Origin of the sequence: Sphingomonas citri, from assembly GCF_019429485.1 — a bacterium.
Lineage (GTDB): Bacteria > Pseudomonadota > Alphaproteobacteria > Sphingomonadales > Sphingomonadaceae > Sphingomonas > Sphingomonas citri.
This window is the reverse complement of the sequence record NZ_JAHXZN010000008.1, coordinates 118,520-139,598: the sequence shown is the minus strand read 5'-3', so window position 1 is coordinate 139,598 and position 21,079 is coordinate 118,520. Positions and strand designations below refer to the sequence as shown.

Here is a 21,079-nt window from a genome sequence, read left to right as displayed (position 1 = left end):
CATGCACTCGATCGCAAGCGTGAAGTCGGCCTCCGGCGCGGCGAAATACTTCACCAAGGACGACTATGTCGCCGGTGCCTATTACACCGACGAGAAAGCCGGCGAGGTCAGCCTGTGGGGCGGTGAAGGCGCGGCCGCAGCCGGCCTCACCGGTACCGTCACGCAGGAGGCGTTCAGCAAGGTCCTGCACGGCGAGCTGCCGTCGGGCGAGAAGGTCGACCAGCGCGCCGGTCGCCGCACAGGCTACGACCTCACCTTCTCGGCGCCGAAGTCGGTGTCGATCATGGCCTATATCGCTGGCGACAAGCGCATCCTTGGTCCCGACGGCGCGCACACCAAGGCGGTTCAGCAGACGATGCGCTGGGTCGAGAAGAACCTCGCCGAGACCCGCATCACCAAGGACGGCAAGACCGAGACGGTGAAGACCGGCAACCTGGTCTATGCGCTCTTCCAGCATGACACGAGCCGCGCGCTCGACCCGCAGGCCCACATCCACGCGATCACCGCCAACATGACGATGGGACCGGACGGCGAGTGGCACGCGCTGCACGCCGACAAGATCTGGGCCAACAACACCCTCATCGGTGCGATCTATCACGCCTACCTGCGCAACGAGCTGGAGAAGCTCGGCTACCAGCTGGTCGCCAGCGGCAAGAACGGTACGTTCGAGATCGTCGGCGTGCCGAAGGAGGTGCTCGACACCTTCAGCCAGCGTCGTGAACAGATCCTCGATAAGGCGGCCGAGCTCGGCATCGTCTCACCCAAAGGGCGCGACGGCGTCACCGTCACCACCCGAGATCCGAAGCTCAGCATCGAGGATCGCGATGGCCTGGTGCTCGAGTGGATGAAGGAGGCCGCAGAGAAGGGTTTCGACGGAAAGGAGCTGCTCGACAACGCGACGCGGCTCGCTGCCAAAATGGAGCAGCGTGAAGGCGCCGGGCCGATCGCGCGCAGCTACCACGCCATCGCCGACGCCGTGAAGGTCGCGCGCGACACCGTGTCCGGGATGCTGCGCTCGCCGGATCCTTTGATTGATCGCGGCATCGTTCGCCTGTCGCAGACCCCCGGTCAGGCGGGCGCGCAGATTGCTGTCGCCTCAGCAATCCGCAGCCTCAGCGAGAACGAGGCTGCCATCGAGAAGAACCAGATCGCCAAGAAGGCGCTCAACTACAACATATCCGGAGTCACGATCGAACAGGTCGAGGCCCGTATCGAGCAGCTGATCGAGAAGGGCAAGCTGCTTCCGGGAGAGATCCGCCACGAAGGACGGATGGTGGAAGCCGTGACGACGCCGGAGGCGCTCAGGACCGAGGAGAAGATCCTTGAGCGGGTCGAGGCAGGCAAGGACAGCGGAAAGGCGCTGGTGGCGCCCTCAGAGGCTCCAGACCGCCTGCAGGCCGCCTCCCCTCACCCGCTTAACGAGGGACAGCTCGCAGCCGCCACGCTGATCGTCTCCACCACGGATCGTGTCATCGCCGTCCAGGGCATCGCCGGTGCCGGCAAGTCGACCATGCTGCAGGCGGTCGCGCGCGTCGTGGAGGCCGAGGGCAAGTCGGTGCTCGGCCTCGCCTTTCAGAACAAGATGGTCACCGACATGAAGCAGGGCATGGCGCGGCCCGACGCCATTCCCACGCGCGAGATGTCGGTCGATCAGATGGAGGCGGTCGGCGTCAGCGCTGAGACGATCGCTCACTTCATCTGGCACAACGAGAAGCACGCCACCAACCCGAACACGCCCGCAGCGCAGGCTCGGCGCGACGAGCTGAAGGACACGGTTATCGTCGTCGACGAGACGTCGATGGTGTCGAACGATCAGATGCTGAAGGTGCTGACGATCGCGGAAGCGCTCGGCATCGAGAAGATCGCGCTCATCGGCGACCGCCAGCAGCTCCTCCCCATCAACGCCGGCAAGGCGTTCGCAATGATGCAGGCGGCCAGGATCGGCATGGCGCGCATGGATGAGAACCTGCGTCAGCAGACCGACCAGCTGAAGACCGTGGCCGCCCTCGCCAACGTCGGCCGATCTGGCCGGGCGATGAAGGTGCTCGGCGATAAGGTGGTTGAGCACGAGGATCCGGCCGCCAAGGCGTCGGAGCTGTGGCTGGAGCTGACACCCGCGGAGCGGGCGGAAACCGCCATCTTCGCTTCCGGCCGCGCCACCCGAGCGGCCATCAACAAGGCGGTGCAGAAGGGCTTGCTGGATGAGGGTACGCTGAAGGGCGACGGGCTGTTCGTCACCGTCATTCAGAACGTCAACCTGCCGAAGGAGGACCTCCGATATGCGCAGTCCTATGAGAAGGGCCAGCGGCTCGAGGTGAAGGGCTATGTTGCCGAGCTCGACCTCAAACGTGGCTCGGGCGAGGTGACGCGCGTCTTTGCCAACGGAAAGGTCGAGCTTCTCAAAGACGGCCAACGGATCAGGTTCGATCCGCAGAAGATCGACCCCATGATCGGTCGGGACCGCATGTCGCTCGCCACGCTCGAGACGATCAAGATCCACGAAGGCGACCGCATCCGCTGGACCGACAACGACAAGGAGCGCGGCATCGACAATGCCTCGCTCGCGACGATCACCGGCATCGAGGGCGGCAAGGTCACCGTCGAGCTGGCGAACAAGGAGAAGCTGACGCTCGAGAAAGGCGATCCGATGATGCAGCGGATGGACCTCGCCTACTCGCTCAACATGCACATGGCGCAGGGCGTGACGACCAACAAAGCCATCACGGTGATGCTCAGTTACGAGCGCAACCTCTCCAATCAGCGCCTCTTCAACGTCGGCGTCACACGCATCCGCCTCGACCTGACCATGGTGGTCGACAATCAGGATAAGCTCGAGCGCCAGCTGGATCGCAACCGCGGTGACAAGACTGCGGCCTTGGAGAGCCTGGGTCGCCTCGACATCGACGGCACCTCTTCGCGGAACCAGGCGGCAGACGATGCCCTGAGTGCCGCGGCCGCGTCACTCGACCATGATGAGGTCGGCAAGACGCTCATCGACGTTACCAGCCTCGATCTCACCGACCTGCCCGACATGGGCAAGTCGGAGACGGATTACTCCTATCCGAAGCAATTCGACGCCGACACATCCTCTACCGATCGTAAGATCGGCGAGGATCACGAGAAGCCCGCCGAATTGCGCAAAGATGACGAGCTCGGGTTGCGGCCGCTCAACATGGACGACCTGAGCGCCCTGCCTGCGATGCCCGCAATTGCCGACCAGATACCCGGATTGCCGCAGAAGCACCTTGGCCTGGACATGTGAGGACCGACATGACCCTTATCGTTGAAGGCACTTTAGACACCCTCCCGAAAGCAGTGCTGCGAGATTTAGTCGAGCTGGCGCGGCGCGATGGCGAGCGCCTTGTCATCATCGACAATGGCTACGATCTGCCGTCGACGATTGCCGATCCGCAGATCGACCTCCTGCTCGACCCAGCGCTCGGAAATTGGGACTTCTTCGCCGACCACCTATCGCATCAGGATTTCGCGCGAGCGGCAGACGCCATCACGGCGTCGCCGAACGGAGGGCTGTTCTTCCATCAGGTGACCGCGCTGCTGGTTGAGGAGTTCCTGCACAGCGAAGCCGGCGAGCCGGCCGGCAGTCTCGCCGGTGTGCGGCAGCGGGCTTTATCGCTTCAATCCCATCAGGTGAGATCGTGGCTTGAAGGCCTCGAGCTTGCATCCGGTGACGAGGCGGATCGCCTGTCCTTCTCTGTGCTCGCCTACCTCGTCCTGAGCTGCAGCTTTTGCACGTATGAGGGCAAGCGGCCTCGCATCTCGCTTCGGCGCTGGTTGGACGGAGCGCCCGGCAGCATCCTGTTCATGGCATGCGGACCAGGCGGGCGCGATCCCATGATCGCCGCGGCGATCGCGTGCATCGTCGAGCTTGAGGCAGCTGCTGGTCGCACCGTCCATCTCGCGGGAAAGCGGGACGAGACCGGCCGGAACATCGCGGCAAGACGCGCCCTGCAGATGTCCGGAGGTGGCCAATGGACCGGTCGATAGCTGTCCTTGTCGCCATCGTATGCGTCATCGCGATCTTGAAGGCGCTCGGCGCGGGGAACCTGTTCGGTCCGCCGCGACCGGTCGCCAAGCGCTTCCTGACGCCGCGCGAGACAGCGATGCTGACGACGCTGGAGCGTGCCCTGCCCCACTGCCGCATACACGCCCAGGTTGCGATGGGCGCGTTGCTGCAGGTGCCGACCAACCCGCTGCGCAAGCGCAAGCTGTCCGATCGCAACGCATTCTCGCAGAAGATCGTCGACTTCGTGGCACAGGACCGAGCCACTGGCGCAATCCTCGCTCTGATCGAGGTCGACGACCGCAGTCACCATGCCGGGCGCGACCGCGTACGTGACGAGATGACCGGGCATGCGGGTTACCGGACGCTCCGCATCCCCGGCCGCGTCCAACCCAACTACCACGACGTCGTCGCGATCGTAGGCCACCTCCGCCTTCCGATCTCGCCGACCCTCGATGGTCAGCCCGCGTGACGCGCGTTGTTGCCAACGATGTCGCTGAAGGCGGTGCCGACCTGGCGGAGCTGGCGGCCGAGTATCGTACCCTCGCCTTCAAGATCATGGAGCGATCGAACGTCGCCGCGGCTCACCTCGTCCTCGCCGCTGCCACGCTGGCGCCCGAGTGTGAGCAGGAGCGTGAGGTCGCGGACTATTTTCGGTGAGGTGGTCGCTGCATTTGCCGACCAGCTGGCTGCGATCCACCGCCGCAGGCGCCTGCAGCACTTCGACAGGAGGAGCAGCTCGATGGGCCTCGATGACCGTGACTACATGCGCGAGCGCTATCGAAAGCGTCAGGGCCTCGACCAAGGCGAGACGACCTGGAACGACAAGAAGGCACGGCGTGAGCAATCCAGCGCCGGCTACAAGAAGGCGGTGCCGCTCGGTAGCGCCAGCTGGATCAGTAAGCCGATTAAGACGAAGAGCAGCGGGAGCGGAGGCGGTGCCTGGTTCGCAGCCAAGAACCGCGGCTTCGACTATCAGAAGGGGCGCTTCCGCCCTCCCCCTCCCCTCTTCAAGCCGCACCCGTTGCAGGGATTGGTGCTGCTACTGTCAGCGGTCGGCATCCTCATCCCGGCCTATCGTGAGGCAAAGCGGGCCGGCTGGTTCCCGGACAGAACACCAGAGATCGCGTTCCCGGCAACCGGTACCGTCACCGTGAGCAACGACGTCAACCCGCGCAGTGCGACCTCGCGGATGACGGTCGCAACCGACCAGGCCAACGCCGTCGTCCAGCTTTTCAAGCCGGAAACAGACGCTCACGTTATCTCGGTCTATGTTCATCGTAACGATGATGTCACAGTCCCCGTGCCTCCTGGCACCTACCGGATGAAGATCATCGAGGGGGACAAATGGCACGGCACGACGAGCTATTTTGGGCCGTCGACGACGTACGAGACGGTCGTGCGACCGATGGTCTTCACCCGCCGGCGCGGCGCCGGGATCGATCTTCATCGATCACCGGCCGGCACTCTCCATACGAGCATCAACATCAAAGATCCAAAGCCACTGAATTGAACCAAGGGAGGGTACAATGCACAGGACACTCGCACTCATTTCGCTGCTGGCGCTGACAACGGCGCCGGCGCTGGCACAGAAGACCGGCAAGGGCGGCATCGGCATCGACGAGACCACTGAGGTGCCGGGATGCGACCGTTCGCTTGGGACGATCGCGCTGGTTGAGGAACGTGCGGCAGGCGGCCCCGAGGAGGGCCTGCCGCCCGGTCTCGCCGCTATGATGCGGATGGCGCAGGCGCAAAATGGGGGAAGCCAGCGTGTCGACCCCCTCCCCCTCCTAAAGCTGCTCGTAGCGCAGTCGGGTTGCTTCCAGGTGGTCGACCGCGGTGAGGGCTTCGACGCTCTCCAACGCGAGCGCCAGCTCGCTGCCGGCGGCTCGGTTGCCGGAGCGAACAACCAGGCGACGCTCAAGGCGGCCGACTACCTGCTCCAGGCGAAGGTGCTCTACTCGGACAACGACTCCGGTGGCAGCGGAGGTGGGCTCGGGTCGATGTTCCCCGGCGGCCTCGGCTTCAAGCAGAAGGTCAAATCGAGCCAGACCATGCTGACACTGGTCGAGGTGAAGACCGGCATTCAGCAGGCGATCGCGACCGGGTCGGCTCGAAAGAAGGACATCTCCGTACTTGGTGGGGGCCTCCTCAATAACGCCGGCGTCGGCGCACTCGGCGGAACCTACACCAGCACCGACATGGGCAAGATCACCTCGCTTGCGATGCTCGATGCGTTCCGGAAACTGACAACGGAGGCGCAGTCGCGGATTGCTCCCGCATCAGCGCCAGCCCCTGCCCCAACCGCGCCGAGCACAGGCGCGTCAATCTCTGCGAGCAGCCCGGCGGCACCGGCCGTTGTCGCCCCGAGGCAGTGAAGGGAAAGGAGGAGAGGAGAGGACGGATGGTCGATGTGCCGTCCGGACCCACCCTCCCCTCCCCTCCGAACCAACGGCGCAGCGATGAAGCCGCAGGCTCGCCAACACGATCTATTTCAGTCGACGACAGTCAGCTGGTGCGATGGCGCGGTGTCGAAGGCGCCGGAGTGGCCGGCTCCGCCCATCGCCATACGACGCGGCTTCACGGCCAAAGATAATCGCCCCTGTCAAAGGGTCGCTCATCGGCCGGTTAGGATCGGAGGGGAACATCTCACGTGCCGGGGCCGCTCGATGCTCTTCTGCGACCCAGCATGCTACGAAGCGGTCGGCCGGTCGGACGCAAGGAGAACGTCGCAACGCTGTCCTGAATTACCATGCTCGCCCTCATCGCGACAGCGCACGGCATTGTGGAAGGTCTTCTACGTCCTGGCCGCCAGGTAGCACATTGAAGCCATCTCGATCCTGCAAGCGGAGTTGCGAGCTTTTTCAGTTGGACAAGCCTGGTGGCCGAAGATGTCGCCCGCCTCATCGTCTCCCTGCCGCGATTGTAGCCCGGCGCGAGCCTCTTCTCCGGTGTCATTGCCGCATGCACGCTCGTGCGCGATAAGGTAGGCGGCCGAGGCGAAGCTCGGACGCCCCCCTGCCCCGCCCGCCCTTCCTCGCCGTTTTTGCCGTTCCGCGGCCACGGCCGCCTACGACCTGCCCAGCGGCCGCGCTCCCAAACAGCAGATAAGGTTCTGATGCTCGACAAGTCCGATCGCACGACAGCGTGGCTCGCAAATCGTGCAGCACTGTTGCATAGTCGTACGCTTATCGCCTCCGCCACCCGTTCGGCGCGAGTGACTCAAGGTTGTCGAAGCACCTTCATCTTGGCGTATCTCGCGTCCTGACCCCGCAAGCTCATGTTTTATCTTCCATAACGATGCTCCGCACTCTGCGCTCCAAGCTCCGCAAGCTCCGCACGCCCCGCACGCTCCGCAAGCTCCGCACGCCCCGCACGCCCCGCACGCCCCGCACGCTCCGCACGCTCCGCACACTCCGCACGCTCCGCAAGCCTCGCACGCTCCGCACGCTCCGCACGGCCCGCACGGTCCGCGCGCTCCGCACGCTCTGCACGCTCTGCACGCTCTGCACGCTCCGCACGCTCCGCACGCTCCGCACGCTCCGCACTCTTCGCACGCTCCGCACGCTCCGCACGCTCCGCAAGCTTCGCACGCTCCGCACGCTTTGCGCTCTGCGCTTTGCGCTTTGCGATCACCCCGCGTGCTTCGTGTATAAAGCGCGCACTGCGGCCTCTGCGCGCCCCGCGCGCTTCCCGCACATCTCCGGCGATTCGGTCACCCCTTGCGCTCGCCGCGCTCGTCAGGTTGCCCACTCTCCTCACCCTCTTAGCGCATTATGCACCCTTCCCGGCCCTCGCGAGCCTCGGGCCCCTTCGCGCTCCCCGCGGCCCATCGCTCGCCCGGACACAGCGCCCGCACGCTCCGCGCGCTCGGGGCGCTCTGTGCGCCCGCCTCGCTCCGTGTGCTCGCCGCGGTTCTTTCTGGCGTTCGCGCGCTCTCTGCGGTTCTTGCAGTCGCTGCCAGCCATGCGCTCGCTTCTGCCCACGCGTTCTCTGCGCTCCGCCTGCTCCCTGCGCTCCGCCTGCTCCCTGCGCTCCGCCTGCTCCCTGCGCTCCGCCTGCTCCCTGCGCTCCGCCGGCTCCCCGCGCTCCGCCTGCTCTCGGCGCTCCGCCCGCTCCCTGCGCTCCACCCGCTCCTTGCGGTCCAACCGGCCCCTGCGCTCCACCCGATCCGTGCGCTCTGCTCGCTCCGTGCGCTCCGTGCGCTCCGCTCGCTCCGCTCGTTCCGTGCGCTCCGTGCGCTCCAATCGCTCTGCTCGCTCGGTGCGCTCCGCTCGCGCCGCTCGCTCCGTGCGCTCGCGGCGCTTTGCGCCCTCCCCACGACTCGGTCGGTTGGCGTGCGCCGGATAGACGTGCGCTGGGTCACGCTGCAGGCACTGAAGGTCCTTTGTGGTTTAAAAGAGCTGCTACCAATTTACTCGTACTACGATTCATCACGTATCGTAATAAGCGTTTTGACGAGTTGTAGCGAAGAAGCAGTTCTCACACTTGTTGCCGCAGCGCTCACAGCGCTCACAGCGCTCACAGCGCTCACAGCGCTCACAGCGCTCACAGCGCCCACAGCGCCCACAGCGCCCACAGCGCTCACAGCGCTCACAGCGCTCACAGAGCTCACAGCACCTACAGCGCTCACAGGGCTCGCAGCGCTCACCGCGCTCACAGGACCCACAGCGCTCGCAGAGCTTACAGCGCCCACAGCGCTCACAGCGCTCACAGCGCTCGCAACGCTCGCAGCACCCACAGCAGTCACAACACCCGCCGCGCTCACAGCGCTCACAGCGCTCACCGCGCTCGCAGCGCCCGCGGCCCTCGCAGCGCTCGCAGGGCTCACAGCGCTCGCAGAGCTCACAGCGCTCGCCGCGCTCACAGCGTCCTCGGTGCTCACAAAGCTCACAGAGCTCACAGCGCTTACACTGCTCGCATGAGGCGCCCAGGAGAAATGGGGCATTGGCTTGGCCGCGGAGAACGGTTTTTCGCGTCTCGAGCAGACCCGGCGCTCGACGGAACTGGTTCGGAGCTTCTGAGCGGCGCCAATAAGGAAGTGAAGCTATCAGTCGTGGATCGTTGGTAAGGCGAGGATAGGCCGATCCGCTCCTAGGCCATCGATCCCGCTAAGAACGTCACAGGCTACTGGCGCCGTGTGCGCGGGGCGCGCAAGCAACGCCTGCAGGAGCCGATTTGTCAGGGGTAGGGGGGGGGCTCTTCGCGACAGGCACTTGGCGGCGCTCCGTACCGTCTTCTCGAGCCGCCGTAACCGCGCGCTCCGCTGCGGTCGCGAGAACCGCTGTGACGCGCGGAACCGCCTGAACCGCTGTGACTTGTGGAACTGCCAGAACCGCTTTAACGCAGCGGATCGCCACGTGAACGTGCAAGTTGGAGGTTCGAATGCCCGTCATCACGCTGCTGTCACCCAAGGGCGGGGTGGGTAAGACTACGACCGCACTGCTTCTTGCCACAGAGCTCGCAGCGCAAGACGCGAAGGTGATCCTGGTGGACGCCGACCCGAACTTTCCGCTGTCGAAATGGGCAGCGCTGAAGGGCAAGCCTGACAACATCGAGGTGGTTGAGGAGATCGATGAAGAGACGATTATCGACACGATCACCGAAGCACGTAGGCGCGCCAAGTTCGTCATAGTCGACCTGGAGGGCAGAGCCTCCGGCCGAGTAACGAACGCGCTCCTCGTCTCCAATCTCGCGCTGATTCCGATGCAAGGATCGGCGCTCGACTCCAACGAAGCAGCTCGTGCCTTCAAGAACGTCAAGCAGGTTTCGAAACATCGTGATAAACCGCTCAAGTTCGCGGCGGTACTAGCTAAGACCCAGGCATCCGAACGCCTATGGCCGCGCGACCTCAAGCAGATCATTGCCGGCCTGCAAGAGGCTGGCATTCCTGTGATCAGCACCGCACTGGCGGATCGCGGTGCGTTTCGCGCGCTGTTCAGCTTCGGCGGCACGCTCGCGACGCTGAAGGCGACGGACGTCGGCTCGCTCGCCACCGCCCGTGCTAACGCGGCAGCTTTCACCGTTGATGTGTTGACCCTTCTCAACGAAAAGGCACCGGCATGACTAAAGGCAGCACTCGCCCCGGACTCGCAAATTTCGCACTCGACGAAGATGATGACATTCCCGTGCCGACGGCAGAACAGCGCGCAGCCGCGCAGCAAGGCGGGGAGCGGCTTGGATTCAAGTCCGAGCCTGCTGATACGGTATCGAAGCCTACGGCCGTGCCTTCGCCGGTTCGAGCTGCCATCTACACCGCGAACTTTCACATCCGCACGACGCCGGAGGATCGCGACCGTTATGACGAGTTCGCGTACCGGCACCGAATGAAGAAGGGTGAGGCGATGAGGCTCCTTCTGGATTTGGCTGAAGAGGCTGAGGCGGCTCGCAACAACGGTAGCTAGGAGTTTGCGAGTAAGGGGAGCGTTCTGGAGAGCAGGGGAGGGGGGAAGCAGACAGCTGATTTTCAACTCGCCTCTCCCGTGGCGGGCCGGGCGAATCGAACGGTAACAGCGGAGATATCCGAAGACCGGAAGCGATCGTCTGCCTGACGGCGGATCGGTGAAAGCGCCTCTTCACCGCTACTGCCGGCTGCAACGGGGGGTGGCACCCTCGCAGCTGCGCTGATCTGCGGGCGCACGCGGTACTGCTTTTGGTCCTGAACCTCATAGCCCAAGGTAGCGCTCGCATCGGGTCAGCGTGGGCCGTGCGTTGTCGTCGGTCAGCTTCGCAGTGGCGTCGCCCTCGACCGGACGCGAATGCGGGTGTCCCTCCGACGGTTTCGCTGTTCGAGGCCAATCAAGAGGATCTCATTTTATACGCAGGCGTGAGCGCCGATCGTGGCAGGCGCGGGGCGGCTAGGAAGCGCATGAGGTATATGCTTCGAGCGCTTGCAAGTTCGATGGCTCCGGTGGGCGAGTATGAGTAACTGGTGCTGGGCACGCGGCGACTGTTCCGCTTTGCCATCTCGGCTGTCGCACCGACGGAGCGCCGCGCGGTTAGATAAGCGCCGCCGACACCATTATTGGCGTTGATAGCCGCCTCTCTGCTGCGGAGCGTTCTTCCGGTCAAACCTGCCGTTCAGCCGGCAGGGAAGGGGGTTCGACTGCCGGACCAAATGGGAGAGCTTCCCGTCCGCTATCGGGCGCGTCTGCCGGGAAACCGGCCGTTCGTTCAGAGGGCAGGGGAGGGGGCGCGATTGCCTGCCGAGGGTGGTTAGCGGCCGGTCCGCTTTCGAACGGTCGGCCGGGAAAACCGGCCGTTCGTTCAGGCGGCAGGGGAGGGGGCCCGAGCGCCGGCCGAGGGTGGTTAACTGCCCGTCCGCTATCGGGCGTTCGGCCGAGAAAACCCGCCGTTTGTTCAGTAGGCAGCGGAGGGGCTTGAGCGCCTACCGAGGTTGGATAGCTGCCCGTCCGTGTGTGGACGCCCCTCTGGATGCAAGGGGGTGCTGCAGAGATTTTAGCGCGCGGGTTCAAGTGCTTCCGTGTGTCCGGCCTGTCGATGCAACCTTCATCACGGCTGCTGGCCTGAATGGAGATCGCGGATCGGGTCCAAACCGCTTTCGCGCGCTCGAGGCGCTTGGACAGCGCACTGGTTATCCCGATCCCGTCTTCTGACCGTTGCGCCATTCCTCTCTGCTGACCTTCCCTCGCGTCCCTAACGCCTCAAGCCTCGACGGTCACGCCGCGGCCGGAGCTCTGTAGGTACCGCCGTGCGCCATCAGCGCCCAGACAATCCGTGCCATCTTGTTCGCGAACGCGACGGTGACCAGCATGCGCGGCTTGCGCGCGAGCATGCCGGCTAACCACGCACTGGCCTTATCGGGCTTGCGCGCCGCGACCTTTGTTGCGGAACTTGCCCCCAGGATCAGCAGCCGTCGCAGGCTGCGCTCGCCCATCTTGGTCGTTCGGCCTAGCCGTTCCTTGCCGCCGCTTGAGTGCTGGCGCGGTACGAGGCCGAGCTAGGCTGCGAAGTCGCGTCCCCGGCGGAAGGTGCTGGCGGCCGGCGCTAGCGCCACCAGCGCGGTCTCGGTCACAGGGCCGACACCGGGGATCGTCATCAGCCGCTTCGCCACCGGATCCGCCTTAGCTCGGCCAGCGATCTCACGGTCGAGAAGGGCGATCTGCGCCTGTAGTGCCTGCGAGCTCTGCGAGATGACGGCCAGTACTGGCCGCGCCTCGGCCGGCACATCGGACGACGGGTCAGCGACGATCTCGACGAGCTTGCCAACGTGCCCAACACCCTGACGAACAACGTAGCCGAACTCGTTGAGGTGCCCGCGCAGGGCGTTGATCAGCTGTGTTCGCTGGCGCACGAGCAGGTCGCGTGTTCGGAACACGACCGCCGAAGCCTGTGCTTCAGCGCTCTTACCTTGAACAAACCGCGTCGTCGGTCGCTGCGCGGCCTCACAGATCGCCTCCGCATCGGCCATGTCGTTCTTCTGCCGCTTGACGAACGGCTTCACGTACGCCGGCGGAATCAGCCTAGTGTCGTGCCCAATCGCAGCGAGCTCACGCGCCCAGTAATGCGCACTCGCGCACGCCTCCGTAGCCACCACGCACCGCGGCAAGCCCGAGAAGAACGGCAGTACCTGATCTCGTCGTAGTTTCTTGCGGAACACGACCCCGCCGCTCGCATCCGCGCCGTGGACCTGAAACCGACTTCGCCAGATCGATGCCGACTGTGCTAACCTCACTCTCGGACGCCTCCTGCAGTGGTGCTTCAACACCTCCACTTCTGGCACATCGATGCCGTCAGGGGGCGTCCACCCCAACGCTTTCGGGCGTACAATCAACGAAGCCGGCCATTCGTTCAGCAGGCAGGGGAGTGGGCTTGAGCGCCTGCCGAAAATGGATTACGCCCTTCCGCTTTGAGGCGGATTTACGTAGAAAGGCCGTTCTTCAAGCGTGCAGGAGAGAATAGTGTTCAAACCCGCGCACACAAGATCAAGCTGTCGTTTCGGAGCGAGCGCGCATTTTGCGGCAAATCTGTGAGATACCGCAATCGTCTATAACATAAATGTGCTAATCGAGTTATAAGCACTTGGTAGACCTTCTTGGAGACAGACGGCGCGAGCCTAATCCACTACGGTGGCTTTAGGTTTACAGATCTGTCAGGATCTACGCGCACATGAAACCCTTCGCCTTGAAAGCCGAGATGGCAGTCGTGCCGTGACGTTGCGGATGAACGAACGGCGGTGCTGCGAAGCAGCATGCCGAGCGGCGAAGCTTTCGGCGCGTAGTAGCAACCTAGATGGTCTTTTCTATCTCCTAATGTAGCGCCCTATGATTAGTTATTTAGTGCAACTTAGATGGGTTTCGCGACGCACGATTGAGAGAGGGCGCTGGGGAGTGTGTGCCGCACACGCCGTCGTCTACCTTGCGTGCCAACGGCCTCTCCTTTTCGCCAAGGGCCGACCGGGGGTACACGGATCCGTTCCCGATGTATCGATAGTCAGGCTCAATCTAAGCGCGCTTTGCCGGGCTTGGATCGCTTAGTACCGTGGATGCCAATCTAATGACGCCTCTGCCCCAGCTCCAGCATCAGTGCGGCGAGGCTGGTCGATACTTCGGGAACGCACGTTGTCCGTAGAAGGGCTCGGTTATGCGTCGGCTCGCAGGCGTTTGTCGCCAACGCGTCGCACAACGCTAATGAACTCTGCTCAGCAATCAATCAGAGTGCACACGAGAAATCTACCTTGATCTACGTTCCAACGTTAGGGGAAGGATTAGGCTAGGTGGATTGCCAGCGCCAAAGCCACCTCAAGCAAGCTTACCCGGGTTTACGAGATTACGCTAATTCGCCATAACATCGCTATGGACCCGCGTCGCAATCCCTTCGCCCCCGGCGCCGGCACGCCGCCGCCCGAGCTCGCCGGGCGCGAGCCGCTGCTCGAGCGCAGCCTCGTCGCGCTCGACCGCATCCGCGCCGGGCGGCCGGCGCGCTCGACGATCTTCTACGGGCTACGCGGCGTCGGCAAGACGGTGCTGCTCGGTGCGGTGCGCGACGCGGTCGAGGCCGAGCGCATGCTGGCGGTGACGATCGAGGCGCCCGAGCAGCGCTCGCTCCCCGCGCTGCTGGCGCCGTCGCTGCGCGCGGGGCTGCTGCGGCTCGATCGCGGTGCCCGGGCAGGGGAGGGGGTGCGGCGCGCGCTGCGCGCGCTCGCCGGCTTCGCCAAGCTCAAGGTGAAGTACAGCGACTTCGAGGTCGCGCTCGATCTCGAACCCGAGCCCGGCCTGGCCGATTCGGGCGACCTCGATCTCGACCTTGCCGACCTGGTGGTGGCGGTGGGCGAGGCGGCCCGCGAGCGCGACAGCGCTTTGGTGCTGATCGTCGATGAGCTGCAATATGTCGCCGAGGACCAGCTCGCCGCGCTGATCAGCGCGCTTCACCGCGCCAACCAGAAGCGCCTGCCGGTGACGCTGGTGGGGGCGGGGCTGCCGCAGCTGCTTGGTCAGATGGGGCGCGCCAAATCCTATGCCGAGCGCTTGTTCGAGTTCGTCGCGCTCGGCCCGCTCGACGGCACGGCCGCGGCCGACGCGATCCGGCTGCCGATCGAGCGCGAGGAGGAGACGATCCGGCTCGAGGCGGTAGCCGCGATCGTCGCCGACACGCAGGGCTATCCCTATTTCCTGCAGGAATGGGGCAAGCACAGCTGGGACGCGGCCGAGGCGTCTCCGATCACCGCGGCCGACGTCGCCGCGGCGCGCGCGGCGGCGCTGGCCGAGCTGGATGCCAGCTTCTTCCGCGTCCGCTTCGACCGGCTCACCCCGGCGGAGAAACGCTACCTGCGCGCGATGGCGACCCTGGGGCCGGGGCCGCACCGCTCGGGCGACGTGGCGGAGGCGCTCGGGGTCAAGGTCTCCTCGGTGGCGCCGACCCGCAACAGCCTGATCGCCAAGGGCATGCTCTACAGTCCGGCGCACGGCGACACCGCCTTCACGGTGCCGCTGTTCGATCAGTTCATGCGCCGCGTAATGCCGGGGGAAGGGGGTTAGACGGTAGCGTTCGGCGCGGCGTCGACCGCCCGGAGGATCGCGCGCCCGTACGCCGTCTTGGCGAAGCGTTCGCCCGCGGCGCGCGCCTGGTCGGCGGAGATGAAGCCCATCTCGAACGCGATCTCCTCGAGACAGGCGATCTGGATGCCCTGGCGGTGCTGGAGCGTGCGGACGAACTCCGACGCCTCGAGCAGGCTGTCGTGCGTGCCGGTGTCGAGCCAGGCGTAGCCGCGCCCCATCTGCTCGACGTGGAGCTCGCCCGCCTCCATGTACAGCCGGTTGAGATCGGTGATCTCCAGCTCGCCGCGCGCCGAGGGTTCGAGGTCGCGGGCATAGCCGACGACGCGGTTGTCGTAGAAGTAGAGCCCGGTCACCGCGCAATTCGACTTCGGCACGGCGGGCTTCTCCTCTAGGCTGATGGCGCGCGCGTCCGCGCCGAGCTCGACCACGCCGTAGCGCTCGGGATCCTCGACGCGGTAGCTGAAGACGGTGGCGCCGTGCGGCCGCGCCACCGCGCGCGCGAGCAGCTCGGTGAGATGCGCGCCGAAGAAGATGTTGTCGCCGAGCACCAGCGCGACGGCGTCGTCGCCGATGAAGTCGGCGCCGATGGTGAAGGCCTGCGCCAGCCCCTCGGGTCGCGGCTGCTCGGCGTAAGCGATGCGCAGCCCCAGCGCCGCACCGTCGCCGAACAGCCGCTGGTAGTTGCCGAGGTACTCGGGGCTGGAGATGATCAGGATGTCGCGGATACCCGCCAGCATCAGCACCGACAGCGGGTAATAGATCATCGGCTTGTCATAGACCGGCAGCAGCTGCTTGTTGACCGCGAGCGTCGCCGGGTGGAGCCGCGTGCCCGACCCGCCGGCGAGGATGATGCCTTTCACTTCGGTGCTCCGATCAGTTCGTCGAGGATGTCGCCCAGCGCCGCCTCCCAGCGACGCGGGTGGATGCCATAGGCCGCGCCGATCGCGCCGAGGCCGAGCAGCGAGTTGGCGGGACGGCGCGCGGGCGTGGGATAATCGGAGGTGGCGATCGGCGTCACCGCCGCGCTGGGCCCGCCGCGCCGCGCCGACTGGCGGAAGATTTCCTCGGCGAAGCCCGCCCAGCTGGTCGCGCCGGCGTTGCTGAAGTGGAAGGTCCCGGTCGGCGCCGTCGCGTCGTCGGCAAGCCGCACCGCGATCCGCACCAGCGCCGCGGCGAGGTCGGCCGCGGCGGTCGGGCTGCCGCGCTGGTCGGCGACGACGCGCAGCGTGTCGCGCTCGGCCGCGAGCCGCAGCATCGTCCGGACAAAATTGTGCCCGCGCGCCGACATCACCCAGGCGGTGCGGACGATAACGTGGCGCGCGCCGCTGGTGCGCACCGCCAGCTCACCGCCGAGCTTGGACGCGCCGTAGACGCCGAGCGGGGCGGCCGCGTCGTCCACCTCCCAGGCGCCGTCGCGGTCGCCGGGGAAGATGTAATCGGTCGACACCTGCACCAGCGGCACCGCGGCACTCGCGCAGGCGGCGGCGAGCGCGGCGGGGGCGAGCGCGTTGACCTGCCAGGCGGCGACCTGGTCGCTCTCGGCCTTGTCCACCGCGGTATAGGCCGCGGCGTTGATCACCGCCGCCCAGCGTCGCCCGGCTACCGCGCCCGCGATCGCGTTGAGGTCGGCGAGATCGAGCGCGGCGCGGTCGAGCGCCACCGCGGCGAAGCCCTCCGGCCAGGCCGCCCGGCGCAGCGCCTCGCCGAGCTGGCCGGCCGCGCCGGTGACGAGGACCGCGCGCGTCACGCCGCGCCGCGCCGCTCGGCCGCCTTCGTCGCGACGAGCGGGCGCCACCAGGCCTCGTTGTCGAGATACCAGCGGACGGTCTTCTCGATGCCGCTCTCGAACGTCTCACGCGGCTGCCAGCCGAGCTCGTCGCCGATCCGCGTCGCGTCGATCGCGTAGCGCTTGTCGTGGCCGGGGCGATCCGCCACCGAGGTGATCTGCGCGGCATAGCTGGCGCCGTCGGCGCGCGGGCGCAGCCGGTCGAGGATCGCGCAGACGGTCCGCACCACCTCGATGTTCTGCTTCTCGTTGTGGCCGCCGACATTGTAGGTGCGGCCGACCTGCCCGCGCTCGAACACCGCGCGCAGCGCGCGCACGTGATCCTCGACGTAGAGCCAGTCGCGCACCTGGTCGCCCGCGCCATAGACCGGCAGCGGCTCGCCGCCGAGCGCCTTGACGATCATCAGCGGGATCAGCTTCTCCGGGAAGTGATAGGGTCCGTAATTGTTCGAGCAGTTGGTGATCAGCACGGGCAGGCCATAGGTATGCCCCCAGGCGCTGACGAGATGGTCCGACGCCGCCTTGCTCGCCGAATAGGGCGAGCGCGGGTCATAGGGCGTGTCCTCGGTAAACAGCCCCTCGGCGCCAAGCGAGCCGTAGACCTCGTCGGTCGAGATATGGTGGAAGCGGAAGGCGGTGCGCGCCGCCTCGTCCAGCGCAAGCCAATGCGCGCGCGCCTCCGCCAGCATAGTGTAGGTGCCGACCACGTTGGTCTGGACGAACGCGCCCGGGCCGTCGATCGAGCGGTCGACGTGGCTCTCGGCGGCGAGATGGGTGATCACCTCGGGGCGGAACTCGGCGATCGCGGCGCGCACCGCCGCCGCGTCGCAGATGTCGCCCTGGACGAAGCGATAGCGGTTCGAGCCGGCGACGCGCTCGATCGTCGACAGCGTGCCGGCGTAGGTGAGCTTGTCGAAGTTGAGCACCTTGTGCTCGGTGTCGTCGATCAGATGGCGGACCAGCGCCGAGCCGATGAAGCCGGCGCCGCCGGTGACGAAGATGCGCATGGAACGGTCCTCAGGCGAGCGGCGTCAGCGGACGGCCGTCATAGTCGAAGGGGCTGTCGAAGGCGGCGAGCGTCGGCTGCGCCCGATCCTTGGCGCTCAGCTCGGGGACGATCCCGGCGGGGATCGGCCAGTCGATGCCGGCGCTGTCCCAAGCGATGCCGCCGTCCTGCTCGGGCGCGTAGGTGTCCGAGCATTTGTAGACAACCTCGCACTCGGGCTCGAGCGTGACGAAGCCGTGCGCGAAGCCGACCGGGATGAAGAGCTGGTCGCCGTTGGCCGCGCTGAGCTCGGCGCCGACCCACTGGCCGTAGCTCGGCGAGCCGCGGCGCAGGTCGACCGCCACGTCGAAGATGCGCCCGCGCACGCAGCGCACCAGCTTGTCCTGCGCCCGCGGCGGCGTCTGGAAGTGCAGCCCGCGCAGGGTATAGGCCGGCACGGAGAGCGAGTGATTGTCCTGCACGAAGGTGCAGCCGATGCCGAGCGCGGCGAAGGTGTCGCGATTGTAGGTCTCGGTGAACCAGCCGCGCGCGTCGCCGAAGCGGCGCGGCGGAAGGAGGCGGACGGGCGCGTCACTCATAAGGGGAGCTGGTAACCGGGGAGCTGCGACGCGTCCATAAGCTTCGTTTTGCCTCACTCACCCACGATCGGTGAGCAGCCGCACATAGGCCGCTCCTATCTGGCTCCAGGTGTAGCGAGCGCGCGCGATCGCGGCCATGCGTTGCCCCTGCTCGGCGCCGCCGATGGCGACGGTCGCCGCTACCAGGTGCTGCAGCGACCCGGCGTCATTGAAGAATAACGCGGCATCCTCGGTCGATTGACGGTTGAATACACAGTCGAAAGCCAGGATGGGCCGACCGAAGTGCATCATCTCGACGAGCGAGGGATTGGTGCCTCCGGCGGAGTGGCCGTGGACGTATAACGAGCTGCCGGCGCGGATCGTGTGCAACGTCGCCAGGTCATAGACCGGGTCGACGATGCGTATATGGGGGGACGCGGCGTAGCGCTGCTTGAGTTCGCGGCCGAACGCGCTGCGATCCCAGTTCCCGATGAAGACCAGCGGGAGGGCGGGATCGGTGGCGAATGCCTCGAGGATCATGCTGACATTGTTCTCGGGCTCGATCCGGCACAGCGCCAGCGCGTAATGCTCGGGCAGCCCCGGATAAGGGGCCGGGGCGGGCGCCAACGCGTGATCACCCCCGTAAGCGATCAACACGCTGTCTCGACCGTAGGACTGCCGCACGTGCTCGACGATCGCGCCGTTGTCGGCGATCACGGCGTGGGAGAAACGCGCCGCGATCCACTCCGAGGCGTGCAGGATCAACTTGGCCGCGCCCCGCCACTTCTCGCGCTTCCACTCGATTCCGTCTATGTTGGTCACCACTCGTGCGCGGGTAAGAAGGCGCACAAACGGTACCGCCCACGCACCGGAAACGCCCAGCAGCAGGATCGTGTCGACGCCTTCGCGGAGTGCCGCCGCCATGCTCACCGCGTCGTAGATCAGGCTGGACGCGTTGTTAGCGTCCAGGTTGACGTAGCGCATCGCGGCACCGTGATAGACCGGCGGCCGCTCGGCGAAGTGACGGGCGCTGCAATAGACCGTGAGCGCGAGCGGCGACCCCTCGCGCTCGTTGTACCTAACGAGATGCTCTGCCAAGGTTTCGAAGCCGCTATATGCAGCGGGCAAGCCGACCGTGCCGACGATCGCCACCCGCGGCGTCACGCGTTTACCAACCATCGTGTCATTTGCCTCCGATCGCCCGAGACGTCGTTGATGTGACGCACCGGCGGGTCAGCGCGGCCAGTTTGCGCGCTCGCGACGCTCCCTATCGGCCACGCCCGTCGGCGCCAAGAGGCCGGCGTATCGCGATTGAGCTGGCGGGGCGATTCGGCTAAGCGGACGGCATGAGCGTTCTCCTCCTGGAACTCAACGAGATCAATTTCGAGCAGGTCCAGCGCTACGCCGCGAGGGGGCAGCTCTCGGTGCTGGCCGGGCTGATCGAGCGCCACGGCCTGTGCCGCACCACGTCCGAGCGTCGATACGAGGAGTTGGAGCCATGGATCCAGTGGGTCACTGCTCACACCGGGCTCACGCTGGCCGAGCATGGCATCTACCGCCTGGGCGACGTCGACGAGCGCTCGCCCGACCAGATCTGGGAAGTGCTCGAGCGTCAGGGTGTCCGCGTCGGCGCGATCAGCCCGATGAACGCGGTCAACCGTTGCACCGACGCCGCCTTCTTCATGCCTGATCCTTGGACGACGTCGAAGATCACGGGGGAACGGCTGACGCGCCTCTATCCCCCCGTCGCCGCGGCGGTGAACGGCAACGCCGACGCGCGGATCACGCCCAGCACCGCACTGCGGCTGCTCACGGGTCTGGTCAGCAACGCGTTGCCTGGCAACTATGGCGGCTATGTCGCCGATGTCGCCGCGGCCGTGCGCGGACGGTCGTGGCGCAAGGCAATGTTGTTGGATCGTCTGCTCGCTGACGTGTTCGTCCGCGAGGTGCGGACGCACCGGCCCGGCTTCGCCTCGCTGTTCCTCAACGCCGGCGCGCACATTCAACATCACTACCTTTTTAATTCCGCGGTTTACGAGGGCGGGCTGCGCAATCCCGACTGGTACGTCAGCCCCGACGCCGATCCAGTGCTCGACGTTTATTCCCTGTACGACGCCATCGTCGGCCAGATCCGTCGCGCCTTTCCGCAGCACCGGCTGATGCTCGCGACGGGACTGCACCAGGATCCGCACGGCCAACTGACGATGTACTGGCGGCTGCGCGAACACGCCGCCTTCCTGACCGCGGCCGGTGTGCCATTCGCGCGGGTCGAGCCGCGGATGTCGCGCGACTTCGTCGTCTTCTGTGACGACGCCGCGCAGGCAGAGGCGGCGCAGCAGCGGCTATCCTCGATCACCTCGCAGGAGGGTGAACCGCTGTTCACCGTCGACAATCGCGGCGACAGCCTCTTCGTCGAGCTGACCTGGTCGGCCGACATTCCCGCCGACTTCGTCTATCGTCGCGGCAACGAGACCATCAGCGGCCTGCGCGAGGCGGTGGCCTTCGTCGCGATCAAGAACGGCGAGCACAACGGCGAGGGCTATCTCGTCGACACCGGGCGTGCCGCGGGCGACGCCGTCGCCTTCCCGCTCACCGAACTGCCAGCGCACATCGCGAGCGCGTGCGGCGCACGCTGGGAGCGTGCCGCCGCCTGACGACTCGGCCGCGCGGCGCTGGCGCCTCGAGTACAGA

16 protein-coding genes and 1 pseudogene are annotated in these 21,079 nt (G+C 66.1%); 11 read left to right on the top strand and 6 right to left on the bottom strand.

The window, feature by feature from the left end; genetic code table 11:
* Position 1 precedes the first annotated feature (1 nt).
* The 9 genes from mobF (at position 2) to KZ820_RS17740 (ending at position 10,425) form a co-directional block, all read left to right on the top strand.
* Positions 2-3,262, top strand: coding sequence for a MobF family relaxase (mobF, locus tag KZ820_RS17780; RefSeq protein WP_219750180.1), 3,261 nt, complete (start codon positions 2-4; stop codon positions 3,260-3,262).
* 8 nt (positions 3,263-3,270) lie between these two features.
* Positions 3,271-4,005 (top strand): type IV secretion system DNA-binding domain-containing protein, encoded by a 735-nt coding sequence (locus KZ820_RS17775; RefSeq protein ID WP_219750178.1) that lies wholly within the window; start codon positions 3,271-3,273, stop codon positions 4,003-4,005.
* Positions 3,990-4,493 (top strand): DUF2726 domain-containing protein, encoded by a 504-nt coding sequence (locus KZ820_RS17770; RefSeq protein WP_219750176.1) that lies wholly within the window; start codon positions 3,990-3,992, stop codon positions 4,491-4,493. The genes KZ820_RS17775 and KZ820_RS17770 overlap by 16 nt, the downstream gene beginning before the upstream one ends.
* Entirely contained in the window at positions 4,490-4,681 is a 192-nt protein-coding gene (locus KZ820_RS17765) for a hypothetical protein (protein ID WP_219750174.1), read from the top strand. Before KZ820_RS17770 ends, KZ820_RS17765 begins: the two co-directional genes overlap by 4 nt.
* A gap of 82 nt (positions 4,682-4,763) precedes the next feature.
* The gene (locus tag KZ820_RS17760; protein ID WP_219750172.1) at positions 4,764-5,534 is read left to right on the top strand and encodes a hypothetical protein; all 771 of its coding nucleotides are present in this window, start codon (positions 4,764-4,766) and stop codon (positions 5,532-5,534) included.
* A gap of 16 nt (positions 5,535-5,550) precedes the next feature.
* On the top strand, positions 5,551-6,399 hold the full coding sequence (locus tag KZ820_RS17755) for a CsgG/HfaB family protein (protein WP_219750170.1): 849 nt from the start codon (positions 5,551-5,553) through the stop codon (positions 6,397-6,399).
* Positions 6,400-8,373: 1,974 nt separating this feature from the next.
* Entirely contained in the window at positions 8,374-8,946 is a 573-nt protein-coding gene (locus KZ820_RS17750) for a hypothetical protein (protein ID WP_219750168.1), read from the top strand.
* 460 nt (positions 8,947-9,406) lie between these two features.
* Positions 9,407-10,087 (top strand): AAA family ATPase, encoded by a 681-nt coding sequence (locus tag KZ820_RS17745; RefSeq protein WP_219750166.1) that lies wholly within the window; start codon positions 9,407-9,409, stop codon positions 10,085-10,087.
* Positions 10,084-10,425, top strand: coding sequence for a hypothetical protein (locus KZ820_RS17740; RefSeq protein ID WP_219750164.1), 342 nt, complete (start codon positions 10,084-10,086; stop codon positions 10,423-10,425). Before KZ820_RS17745 ends, KZ820_RS17740 begins: the two co-directional genes overlap by 4 nt.
* Positions 10,426-11,699: 1,274 nt before the next feature.
* Here KZ820_RS17740 and KZ820_RS17735 read toward each other — a convergent pair.
* Positions 11,700-12,735 (bottom strand): annotated as a pseudogene (locus tag KZ820_RS17735) (IS110 family RNA-guided transposase).
* Positions 12,736-13,836: 1,101 nt separating this feature from the next.
* On the opposite strand from KZ820_RS17735, the gene KZ820_RS17730 reads away from it, so the two are divergent.
* Positions 13,837-15,018 carry a DUF8462 domain-containing protein gene (locus tag KZ820_RS17730; RefSeq protein ID WP_219750162.1) on the top strand — a complete coding sequence of 394 codons (1,182 nt, stop codon included), beginning with the start codon at positions 13,837-13,839 and terminating at the stop codon, positions 15,016-15,018.
* Here the strand turns inward: KZ820_RS17730 and rfbA are convergent.
* From rfbA to KZ820_RS17705, 5 genes are read right to left on the bottom strand one after another with little or no spacing between them, the layout of a single operon-like run.
* Positions 15,015-15,899 (bottom strand): glucose-1-phosphate thymidylyltransferase RfbA, encoded by an 885-nt coding sequence (rfbA, locus tag KZ820_RS17725; RefSeq protein WP_219750160.1) that lies wholly within the window; start codon positions 15,897-15,899, stop codon positions 15,015-15,017. The genes KZ820_RS17730 and rfbA overlap by 4 nt on opposite strands.
* Positions 15,896-16,786, bottom strand: a complete 891-nt coding sequence (gene rfbD / locus KZ820_RS17720; protein WP_308462272.1) for a dTDP-4-dehydrorhamnose reductase — start codon at positions 16,784-16,786, stop codon at positions 15,896-15,898. Before rfbD ends, rfbA begins: the two co-directional genes overlap by 4 nt.
* Positions 16,783-17,832 (bottom strand): dTDP-glucose 4,6-dehydratase, encoded by a 1,050-nt coding sequence (gene rfbB, locus KZ820_RS17715; protein ID WP_219750156.1) that lies wholly within the window; start codon positions 17,830-17,832, stop codon positions 16,783-16,785. Before rfbB ends, rfbD begins: the two co-directional genes overlap by 4 nt.
* Before the next feature lie 10 nt (positions 17,833-17,842).
* Positions 17,843-18,409 carry a dTDP-4-dehydrorhamnose 3,5-epimerase gene (rfbC, locus tag KZ820_RS17710; RefSeq protein ID WP_219750154.1) on the bottom strand — a complete coding sequence of 189 codons (567 nt, stop codon included), beginning with the start codon at positions 18,407-18,409 and terminating at the stop codon, positions 17,843-17,845.
* Between the two features lie 57 nt (positions 18,410-18,466).
* Entirely contained in the window at positions 18,467-19,567 is a 1,101-nt protein-coding gene (locus KZ820_RS17705; RefSeq protein WP_219750152.1) for a DUF1972 domain-containing protein, read from the bottom strand.
* A 167-nt stretch (positions 19,568-19,734) separates the two neighbouring features.
* Between KZ820_RS17705 and KZ820_RS17700 the strand changes: the two genes are divergently transcribed.
* Positions 19,735-21,042: a hypothetical protein gene (locus KZ820_RS17700; protein ID WP_219750150.1), complete on the top strand. Its 1,308-nt coding sequence runs from the start codon at positions 19,735-19,737 to the stop codon at positions 21,040-21,042.
* Positions 21,043-21,079: the final 37 nt, after the last annotated feature.

Coding starts and splice junctions, on each gene's coding strand:
- KZ820_RS17760 (WP_219750172.1), top strand. CDS start 4,764: ATGGGCCTCGATGACCGTGACTACATGCGCGAGCGCTATCGAAAGCGT.
- KZ820_RS17740 (WP_219750164.1), top strand. CDS start 10,084: ATGACTAAAGGCAGCACTCGCCCCGGACTCGCAAATTTCGCACTCGAC.
- mobF (WP_219750180.1), top strand. CDS start 2: ATGCACTCGATCGCAAGCGTGAAGTCGGCCTCCGGCGCGGCGAAATAC.
- KZ820_RS17745 (WP_219750166.1), top strand. CDS start 9,407: ATGCCCGTCATCACGCTGCTGTCACCCAAGGGCGGGGTGGGTAAGACT.
- KZ820_RS17775 (WP_219750178.1), top strand. CDS start 3,271: ATGACCCTTATCGTTGAAGGCACTTTAGACACCCTCCCGAAAGCAGTG.
- KZ820_RS17770 (WP_219750176.1), top strand. CDS start 3,990: ATGGACCGGTCGATAGCTGTCCTTGTCGCCATCGTATGCGTCATCGCG.
- KZ820_RS17700 (WP_219750150.1), top strand. CDS start 19,735: ATGAGCGTTCTCCTCCTGGAACTCAACGAGATCAATTTCGAGCAGGTC.
- KZ820_RS17730 (WP_219750162.1), top strand. CDS start 13,837: ATGGACCCGCGTCGCAATCCCTTCGCCCCCGGCGCCGGCACGCCGCCG.
- rfbC (WP_219750154.1), bottom strand. CDS start 18,409: ATGAGTGACGCGCCCGTCCGCCTCCTTCCGCCGCGCCGCTTCGGCGAC.
- KZ820_RS17755 (WP_219750170.1), top strand. CDS start 5,551: ATGCACAGGACACTCGCACTCATTTCGCTGCTGGCGCTGACAACGGCG.
- rfbB (WP_219750156.1), bottom strand. CDS start 17,832: ATGCGCATCTTCGTCACCGGCGGCGCCGGCTTCATCGGCTCGGCGCTG.
- KZ820_RS17705 (WP_219750152.1), bottom strand. CDS start 19,567: ATGGTTGGTAAACGCGTGACGCCGCGGGTGGCGATCGTCGGCACGGTC.